Annotated in this window: 9 protein-coding genes; 5 read left to right on the plus strand and 4 right to left on the minus strand. The window is 67.2% G+C overall.

The annotated features are described in order from the left end of the window. Positions 1 to 968, minus strand: a 968-nt coding sequence (locus tag ACFE87_RS24140) for a methylmalonyl-CoA mutase family protein (RefSeq protein ID WP_375462209.1), incomplete at its 3' end; no start/stop codon positions are given. Positions 969 to 1152: 184 nt separating this feature from the next. Here ACFE87_RS24140 and ACFE87_RS24145 point away from each other — a divergent pair. From ACFE87_RS24145 to ccrA, 3 genes are all read left to right on the plus strand, one after another. Next, positions 1153 to 1767: a papain-like cysteine protease family protein gene (locus ACFE87_RS24145; protein ID WP_375462217.1), complete on the plus strand. Its 615-nt coding sequence runs from the start codon at positions 1153 to 1155 to the stop codon at positions 1765 to 1767. Positions 1768 to 1814: 47 nt separating this feature from the next. Next, positions 1815 to 2366, plus strand: a complete 552-nt coding sequence (locus ACFE87_RS24150; RefSeq protein ID WP_375462210.1) for a hypothetical protein — start codon at positions 1815 to 1817, stop codon at positions 2364 to 2366. 169 nt (positions 2367 to 2535) lie between these two features. After that, positions 2536 to 3807: a crotonyl-CoA carboxylase/reductase gene (gene ccrA, locus ACFE87_RS24155; protein ID WP_375462211.1), complete on the plus strand. Its 1272-nt coding sequence runs from the start codon at positions 2536 to 2538 to the stop codon at positions 3805 to 3807. 28 nt (positions 3808 to 3835) lie between these two features. Here the strand turns inward: ccrA and ACFE87_RS24160 are convergent, their stop codons facing one another. Beyond that, positions 3836 to 5002 carry a histidine kinase dimerization/phosphoacceptor domain -containing protein gene (locus tag ACFE87_RS24160; RefSeq protein WP_375462212.1) on the minus strand — a complete coding sequence of 389 codons (1167 nt, stop codon included), beginning with the start codon at positions 5000 to 5002 and terminating at the stop codon, positions 3836 to 3838. A gap of 260 nt (positions 5003 to 5262) precedes the next feature. Here ACFE87_RS24160 and ACFE87_RS24165 point away from each other — a divergent pair, with 260 nt between their 5' ends. Next, complete coding sequence (locus tag ACFE87_RS24165; protein ID WP_375462213.1) at positions 5263 to 6279, plus strand: SDR family oxidoreductase; 1017 nt, start codon at positions 5263 to 5265, stop codon at positions 6277 to 6279. Between the two features lie 55 nt (positions 6280 to 6334). Here the strand turns inward: ACFE87_RS24165 and ACFE87_RS24170 are convergent, their stop codons facing one another. Beyond that, positions 6335 to 6817: an SRPBCC family protein gene (locus ACFE87_RS24170; RefSeq protein WP_375462214.1), complete on the minus strand. Its 483-nt coding sequence runs from the start codon at positions 6815 to 6817 to the stop codon at positions 6335 to 6337. A gap of 70 nt (positions 6818 to 6887) precedes the next feature. After that, entirely contained in the window at positions 6888 to 7802 is a 915-nt protein-coding gene (locus tag ACFE87_RS24175; RefSeq protein ID WP_375462215.1) for a YihY/virulence factor BrkB family protein, read from the minus strand. A gap of 125 nt (positions 7803 to 7927) precedes the next feature. On the opposite strand from ACFE87_RS24175, the gene ACFE87_RS24180 reads away from it, so the two are divergent. Then, on the plus strand, positions 7928 to 9514 hold a 1587-nt coding region (locus ACFE87_RS24180), incomplete at its 3' end, for an acyl-CoA dehydrogenase family protein (protein WP_375462216.1).

The raw sequence follows: 9514 nt of genomic DNA on the forward strand, positions 1-9514 counted from the left end.
AGCGACCATTGCTGGTCCCAGGAGCGCGGCAGGCCGAGCGCCTCGTTCCAGGCCGGCAGCTGCACCGCCCTCGCCCGCGCCTTTTTGGACAGGGTCACGGCCAGCATCTCGATCAGGATGCGGTGGACGTTGTTCTCGGGCTGCTGCTCGGTGAGGCCGAGCGAATTCACCTGCACGCCGTAGCGGAAGAGTCGCTTCTTCGGGTCCGTGATGCCGTAGCGCTCGCGCGCCAGCTCGTCCCAGAGCTCGGCGAAGGCCCGCATCTTCGCGATCTCGGTGACGAAGCGGAGCCCGGCATTCACGAAGAAGGAGATGCGGGCGAAGGCATCCGCGAAGCCGGCCTCGTCGACCTCGCCCGAATCTCGCACCGTATCCAGCACCGCGACGGCGGTCGCGAGCGCGAAGGCGAGTTCCTGCACCGGCGTCGCCCCCGCCTCCTGCAGGTGGTAGGAGCAGACATTCATCGGGTTCCAGCGCGGCATCGCGCGGGTCGTGTAGAGGATCACGTCCTTGATGAGCCGCATCGAGGGCGCGGGCGGGAACACGTAGGTGCCGCGCGACAGGTATTCCTTGATGATGTCGTTCTGCGTCGTGCCCTGGAGCGTCGCCGGATCGACGCCCTGCTCCTCGGCCGTCGCGACGTAGAGCGCCAGCAGCCAGGCCGCCGGCGCGTTGATCGTCATCGACGTGTTCATGGCCGAGAGCGGGATGTCGGCGAAGAGCGTCCGCATGTCGCCGAGATGCGCGATCGAGACGCCGACCTTGCCGACCTCCCCGCGGGCGAGTTCGTGGTCGGGGTCGTAGCCCGTCTGGGTCGGCAGGTCGAAGGCGACGGAGAGGCCGGTCTGGCCCTTGGCGAGGTTCGACCGGTAGAGCGCGTTCGATTCGGCCGCATTCGAATGGCCGGCATAGGTCCGGAAAAGCCAGGGCTTGTCGCGACCGGGAGGATTTGAGGGGGCGTCGGCCAATATTGGAACTCTGGATCCACAGGCCACATTAGCGGGAACTCACGTCATTGACAGCGGGGGTTGCGGCTCGGCGTCGCCGTCGTGGACACCGGCCCCAGGTCGTGTAACATCCACCTCAGATTGCGCTGTTCAACGAAACGCCATGCCGCTGCCCCGCTTCCTGTCACCTGTGCCGTTGGCAAGGATGCCGCCTGCAGCAAGCCCGCTCGGAGGCGCCGGACCTACCGGCCGAAGCCTCTCCCTCTCGGTTTCGCAACAGCAACAAACAAATTGGTGCTGGGCCGCTGTGAGCACCAGCGTCTCGCAATACTTTGACCGCGCGAGCCTCTGGCAACAATGCACGGTAGCCGACGCGGCCCTCCCCCGAACCGACTGCTGCCAAGTCGGCGCTGCCGGCGATCCAATGCGCTGCAACAAGGCGTGGTATCTCGACACCGCACTAACGGTCACCGGCAACCTGGACCGCATGGAGGCGAGATCGTTCACCTTCTCCGAAATTCAGGCGGAGATTGCGAAGAGCAATCCTGTTTGTTCGCGGGTCGGGTGGTATGGTGGAGGAGGTCACTTCCAGGCCATCGCCGGCTGGCTGATCGCGCAAAGCGGAACGGAATACATCGACGTGTCTGATCCGATCTACCTCAACACCCAGATTGCGTTTGCTCAATTCGCCTCCCATTATCAGTCTGGCGGAACGTGGACGCACTCCTACGTCACGAAGCCGCCACCGGCTGGCGCAGCGATCGCCGGAGTTGCCGCCAGCTCGCTCGCCTTCCGGGACGAGAGCGCGATCGGAGCCTGACATTGGCCATCGTCCAACGGCGAAACCCACCGGCTTCGGGCCAACACTTGATCGGCGAGGCGATGCGCGATCTCGGCGCCGCCCGGGTCGTTGCCGAGACCCTCGGCGGCGCCGCGGTGAACATCGCCGAGCCCCTGCCGGTCTACCGCTTGGCCCTCGACGACATCGAGGGTCCAGACATGCTCGCAAAGGCGAAGCCGGTTGGATGGCGCTATCTCTTGGAAGAGCCCGGGCAGGTCGCCTACGCGGACCTGACGGACGGATCCGGCGGAAACCAGGCGTTCGCCAGCTTGTCGCGTAACCGAAATGCCGAACGCTTGAACGAGGCAGCCCATCTGGCCGAGAAGGTCGCCGCCAATCTGCCGGATGTGGAGGCCCGCATTCTTGATGTCCCGGCCTTGCACCTGTCGGCGGTTTGGCTTTCCGGCTCGGTATCGGCCTTCATTCCCTACATCGATCCGGAGACGCTCGGCGGAGACGCGCGGGTGAAGGTGGACGAAAGCCTCGTCCCACGCATGACGGAGCGTGCGTTCACCCTGCGACGCCAGCTACAGGACACACCCACGTCCCCGACCCAGGGACGTGCCAGCGCTGGCTGATGGCATCTGGCCGCGAGCGGCGGCCTCTTTGGCGACCTGCAGTCATGTCGGCCGGCAGTCTAAAATACTGCCTGACTACGGCTGCTCAACTTACGTTCATGTTGCTGCGCAGTATAGAGCCATTTAGACACCTGTGAAGCGCGGAGAGCGCAGCCGGGAGAGTTTCGCTATGTCCGTCCAAGCAATGCGGGCGCTGTCCACGCAAAAGAACCTCTACGACATCGGCGAAATTCCGCCGCTCGGCCACGTGCCGGAGCAGATGCATGTCTGGGCCATCCGCCGGGAGCGGCATGGCCCGCCCGAGCAGTCCATGCAGCTCGAGGTGGTGCCGACCTGGCCGATCGGCGATGACGACGTGCTCGTCCTCGTGATGGCGGCGGGGGTCAATTACAACGGCGTCTGGGCCGGGCTCGGCGAGCCGATCTCGCCCTTCGACGTGCACAAGGCATCGTTCCACGTCGCGGGCTCGGACGCCTCCGGCATCGTCTGGGCGGTGGGCGCCAAGGTCCGGCGCTGGAAGGTCGGCGACGAGGTCATCATCCATTGCAACCAGGATGACGGGGACGACGAGGAGTGCAACGGCGGCGACCCGATGCTGTCGCCCTCGCAGCGAATCTGGGGCTACGAGACGCCGGACGGCTCCTTCGGCCAGTTCTGCCGGGTGCAGTCGCGCCAGCTCCTGGAGCGCCCGAAGCACCTGACCTGGGAGGAGAGCGCCTGCTATACGCTCACCCTCGCGACCGCCTTCCGGATGCTCTACGGCCACCAGGGCCATCGGCTGCAGCCCGGCCAGAACGTCCTCGTCTGGGGCGCGTCGGGGGGGCTCGGCGTCTTCGGCGTCCAGATCTGCGCCGCCGCCGGCGCGCATGCGATCGGCGTGATCTCCGACGAGACCAAGAAGGACTACGTGCTGGGGCTCGGCGCGCGAGGCGTCATCAACCGCAAGGAGTTCGATTGCTGGGGCCAGATGCCAATCGTGAACTCACCCGAATACGCCACCTGGACCAAGGAGGCCCGGAAGTTCGGCAAGGCCATCTGGGACATCACCGGCAAGAAGGACGTGGACATCGTCTTCGAGCATCCGGGCGAGCAGACCTTCCCGGTTTCGTGCCTCGTGGTGAAGCGTGGCGGCATGGTGGTGTTCTGCGCCGGCACGACGGGCTTCAACATCACCTTCGACGCCCGTTACGTCTGGATGCGCCAGAAACGCATCCAGGGCTCGCATTTCGCCCATCTGAAGCAGGCCACGGCCGCCAATCGCTTCGTCCTCGACCGTCGCATCGACCCCTGCATGAGCGAGGTCCTGCCCTGGGCCGAGATCCCACTCGCCCACACCAAGATGTGGAAGAACCAGCACGCGCCGGGCAACATGGCCGTGCTGGTCAACTCGCCCCGGCCAGGGCTCAGGACGCTGGACGACGTCATCGAGGCGGGCGGGTAGGACTGCTCTCGCGACGGCGGAGCGGCCCTCAGTTGAGGGCCGACTGGGCGAACGTGGGGTCCGGAAACGAGATGACCACGGTCAGGCCTGCCTCGGTCTTCATGTCCATCTCGCCGCCGATCTGACCGACGAGGGAGCGGACCAGGCCGTAACCGAGGGAGCCCTCGCGCATGGTCGAGAAGCCGACGCCGTCGTCGTGGATCACGACCTGTATGCGATCGGGCGGGAGCCGCCGGCCTTCAGCCCGGATCGTTCCCGACCGCGGGGCCGGGAACGCGTATTTCACCGCGTTGGTCACGAGCTCCGTCACCACGATTCCGAGAGGAACGGCCGTTTCGGCGTCGATCAGGATGCCGTCTTCAAGGACGGAATGCAGCTGGATGCGGTCGTCGCTTTCCGTGATCGGCCGCAAGGCCTCGCACAGGTCGTAGACGTAGGTGGCGAGGTTCACGCGCTGCGCGCTCTCGGACTTGCTGAGCAGGTCGTGAACCCTGGACATGGCCACCAGACGGTCCCGAGCCTCGTCGAAGAGCGCCCGCACGGCAGAATCGGTCTGCCGCCGTCCCTGGATGCTGAGCAGCGAGGCCGCGATGGCGAGGCTGTTCTTGGCCCGGTGATTGACTTCGACGACCAGCATCTCCTTTTCGGCGACGAGCTTCGCCATGCGCTCGTTCGCCTCCTTCAGCTCCTGGGTGCGGGCAGCGACGCGCTCCTCCAGTTCCTGAGTCAGAAGGCGAAGACCCTCCTCCGCATCGAAGCGGCGGGTGATGTCGAGATACGACAGAAAGTGGTTCGTGATCGTGCCCTGGCCATCGTCGAGCGGACTGGCGAACAACATGGCCCTGAACGGGGTCCCGTCCTTGCGATACTGCACGATCTCCAGGGTCTCGTCCCGGCGCTCATTCATGGATTGGGTGTAGCGCGCGATCGCCTTCGGGTCGGTCCCCTCCCCGTTCAGGAAGTGAGGCTCCTGTCCGACGAGCTCCTCCACCTCGTAGCCGGAGAGTCCGACGAAGGCCGCGTTCGCGAAGACGATGGGATTTCCCGGAAGCGTCGCATCGGTGACCAGCATCGGCATCCGCGTGACCCGGACCGCCTCGACGAAGATCCCGCCCTGCAGCCGGAAACCCTCGATATGGCTCTCGGCCCTGTCCCGGGCCGGCGTGTCGGAAATGTCGGCCTGGTATTCGTTCAAGATTCGGGATCCCTCGAGGCTCGACCTGCTTGCTCGCCGGCCGACCCCTCATAATCCGACCTTAAGCTCGTCGGGACGAACAAACCAGCGGACGGCATCTGCGCCGGCATCTCGGGATGACGGTGCTGTGATCAGCGCGACCACCGTTGCGTCCTCTCGCGCACGCAACGTCGCTCCGCTCGCGGCGTTAACGCGGCGACGGGTGTCGAGCTCAGGCCGGCCGCCCTCGCAGCCATAGGATGATGATGAGCAACGACCACATGGATCCCTCCAGGCGCCGCGCGATCGCGGGCCTCACGACCGGCGTCGCGGCAGCCCTCGCGGCAGTCCCCGCCCTTTCGCAGGGCACGGCCCCGGCGAGCCCCGCCGCCGTGTCGGGCGGTGGCACCGCGGCGGCGCCGTTGCAGGACCCGACCACCAAGCATCCCGTTCCGCCCTTCAAGCGGCAGGAGCAGCCCTGGCCCGGCCTCGCCTCCAGGATGGACCCACGGCCGGATCACGGCGAGGGCAGCTACAAGGGCTCGGGCCGCCTCGCGGGCCGCAAGGCTCTCGTGACCGGCGGCGATTCCGGCATCGGACGCGCGGCCGTGATCGCCTTCGCGCGCGAGGGCGCCGACGTCGCCATCAACTACCTTCCGGCGGAGGAATCGGACGCGAAGGAGGTGTTGGAGCTGATTCGGGCGGCGGGTCGAAAGGGCGTCGCCCTTCCGGGCGACATCCGCGACGAGGCCTTCTGCCAGCGGCTCGTGGCGGATGCGGCGCGCGAACTCGGCGGGCTCGACATCCTGGTGAACAACGCGGCCTACCAGCACCCGCAGAAGCTCATCACCGACATCACGACCGAGCAGTTCGACCAGACCTTCAAGACCAACGTCTACGCGATGTTCTGGATCACGAAGGCCGCGATGGCCTACCTGAAGCCGGGCGCCTCGATCATCACCACGACCTCGGTCAACGCCTACGATCCGTCCGAGCAGCTGCTCGATTACGCCTCGACCAAGGCCGTGAACATGAACTTCACCAAGGCGTTGGCGAAGCAGCTTGCGCCGAAGGGCATCCGGGTGAACGCGGTCGCGCCGGGCCCGGTCTGGACGCCGCTCCAGCCCTCCGGCGGGCAATTCCCGGACGAGCTGCCCGAGTTCGGCGAGGATACTCCGCTCGGACGTCCCGGCCAGCCCGCCGAACTCGCGGGCCTCTACGTCCTCCTCGCCTCGAACGAGGCCACCTTCTCGACCGGCCAGGTCTTCGGGGCGGTCGGCGGCAACGGCGGCCCCTAAGCACGCCGCGCTGCAGCCGTGGGGCGGCGCCGCGCGCTGCTCCACGGCTCCGGCGTCACAGCGTCTTCGCCAGCGCCTCGAGCTGGTCGGCGCAGATGCCCCAGCCGGTGTGGAAGCCCATCTCCTCGTGGCGCTTGCGATCTTCCTCGGTCCAGTGGCGCACGCGCGCCGTGTAGCGCGTCCGCCCGCCCTCCTCCTCGAAGGTGATGATGCCCGTCATGAAGGGCTTCTCGGTCGGCACCCAGCCGGCCGTGTAGGCATCCGTGAACACGAGGCGCTCGTTCGGCACCACCTCGAGATAGATCCCCGGATGAGGGTGCTCGATCCCGTCCGGCGAGCGCATCACGACGAGGCTGCCGCCGCCCGGCCGCAGGTCGATCTCCGCATGGGAGACGACCCAGGGCTTCGGGCAGAACCATTCCTTCATCAGCTCGGGATCGGTCCAGCATCGGAACAATGCCGCGCGGGGCGCATCGATCAGGCGGGTGAGGACGAGTTCGTGGCTCGTGCGGGTCTCGGAATCGGTGCTCACGTCCATCTCCATCGGCGATTGGCGCCGTCCCAAGGACGAGCGGACCCTGGCGGTCCCGACATGCCGGATGAAGGGATCAGGGCATCGTCATCGCGTCGGTGATCGGGCGCGGCCGCATGGCTTCGTCCAGGCGCCGTCGCCGGGCGGCGATCAGGGTGCCGTTCAGCTCGCCGCCAAACAGGAACATGGCCGCCAGCCAATACAGGAAGACGAGCGCCACCATGGCGGTCGCCAAACCTCCGTAGGTGGAGACGTAGGCGCTGGCGAAGGTGTCGAGATACCAGCCGAAGGCGAGACCGCCGACGAGCCAGAGGAGCAGCGTCATGCCGATCCCCGGCACGATGTCGCGGATGCGGCGCCGACCGGCCGCGACGAATTTATGCGCGATGACGAGCGCTCCGACGATGGCCGTGGTCGCGATCGCATAGCGCAGCAGCGTGACCTCCAGCCGGAATCCGGACAGCTCCGGCACGAGGCTCGTCGCGCCACGCCACAGCAGCGGTCCGAGCACCACCAGGAACGCGAAGGCCAGCATCGCGAAAGCGCCGAAGATCACGTAGGCGATCGATTCGAGCCGCGTCAGCCACCAGGGCCGGATCTCGGGCCTGCCGTAGGCGCGGTTCAGTCCGACCCGCAGGCTCTCCACTCCGGACGACGAGAAGTAGATCGCGAGCACGGCGCCGAAGGTCAGGATGTCGCGTCGGCTCTGGGTCAGGACATTCCGGACCTCGCCGGCGATCGGTCCGGCCACCTCCTTGGGCCAGGCTTCCAGGATCAGGTTCGCGGCCTCGTCGGCCAGCGGCGCCGTGCCGAAGAGCGGAGCGAGCGCCGTGAGCAGGATCAGGAAGGGAAACATCGAGGTCAGGACGGAGAGCGCGATATGGCTCGCGATCGCCCAGCCGTCGTGCATGACGAAGCGCTGGAAGGCGAGTGCGATCAGCTCGAGCAGGGATTTCGGGCGCAACACGATCCGCCTCTCCGCCGAGGACATGGCAGCCTCGGCCAGAGGGCGCAAGTCGGGCGGGCGCATGCGCCGCGACCGAGGACGGCGTTCTTCGCCCTCCCGGGCAGCTCCAGACCGTTTGACGGCTTCCGTGCTGCGGAGGACAACAGCGGATGTCCGCCTCGCCCGCCCTTTCCCCGACCGACGATCTCGTCCCGCTGATCGAGAGCGCCGCCCGTAGCGCTCACGAATTGGTGGCGGAAGCCGGCCGTCGCGTGCGGGCGCGCCTCGTCGAGAACGGCCGCATTTCGCCGGCCCGGCTCGATGCCGAGCAGCATGTCGCGCATGGACTTGCCTGGGCCGCGACCTACGAGGCGGCGATCGGTGAACTCGCCGCCTACGCGGCCCGGATGCAGGCCGAAATCCGGCTCGGCGAGACCGAGCGGCTCCTCGTCCGCATCGGCGCGGGCGAATATCTGGACCAGCTTTTCTCCGGCATTCCGATGAGTCAGCTCGAGACGGCCCGGCTCACCGACCTCGGGTTGCCGCCCAGGGAGGCGGCTGCATTCCGGTCGGACGATGTCGAGGAGCTGATCGCGACCGGCAACAATGCAGCGAATCGAGCACGGCTCGTCGCGCTGCTGCGCGAGGGCGCGGTCGCCGATGCCGGGCTCGACGACACCCTGGAGGCGGTCCGGGGCGAGATGCGCCGCTTCGCCCAGGCCGAGGTCGAGCCGCACGCCCATGGCTGGCACCTCCGCAACGAATACATCCCGATGACGGTCATCGAGCAGATGGCCGAACTCGGCGTGTTCGGCCTCACCATCCCGGAGGAGTTCGGCGGGCTCGGCCTGTCGAAAGTCTCGATGTGCGTCGTCTCGGAGGAGCTGTCGCGCGCCTATATCGGCGTCGGCTCGCTCGGGACCCGGTCCGAGATCGCGGCCGAGTTGATCCTAGGCGGCGGCACAGCGGAGCAGAAAAGCCGGTTCCTGCCGAAGATCGCCTCGGGCGAACTCCTGCCGACGGCCGTCTTCACCGAGCCTAATACGGGATCGGATCTCGCCTCCCTACGGACGCGCGCCGTCCGCGACGGCGAGGCCTGGCGCGTCCACGGCAACAAGACGTGGATCACGCATCCCGTCCGGGCCGACATCATGACGCTTCTCGTCCGGACCGACCCGGACCAGCCCGGCTACCGGGGCCTCTCGATCCTGATCGGCGAGAAGCCGCGCGGCACCGACGAGGATCCGTTTCCCGTCGAGGGCCTCACCGGCGGCGAGATCGAGGTGCTCGGCTACCGGGGGATGAAAGAATACGAATTGTCCTTCGACGGTTTTTCGGTCCCGGCCGAGAACGTGCTGGGGGGCGCCGAGGGCGAAGGGTTCCGCCAGCTCATGGCGACCTTCGAATCGGCCCGCATTCAGACCGCGGCCCGGGCCGTCGGGGTGGCCCAATCGGCGCTCGACGTCTCGCTCCGCTACAGCGAGGAGCGGCAGCAATTCGGGCGGCCGCTCGTCGATTTCCCACGGGTGTCGGACAAGATCGCCATGATGGCGGTCGAGGTGCACGTCGCGCGTCTGCTGACTTATTTCGCGGGGCGGGCGAAGGACGAGGGGCGACGCTGCGACCTCGAAGCCGGGATGGCAAAGCTCCTCGGTGCGCGCGTCGCGTGGGCTGCGGCCGACAACGCCGTGCAGATCCACGGCGGTAACGGCTTCGCGCTGGAATATCCCGTGAGCCGGCTTCTCTGCGACGCCCGC

Source organism: uncultured Enterovirga sp., from assembly GCF_964242715.1.
Lineage (GTDB): Bacteria > Pseudomonadota > Alphaproteobacteria > Rhizobiales > Beijerinckiaceae > Enterovirga.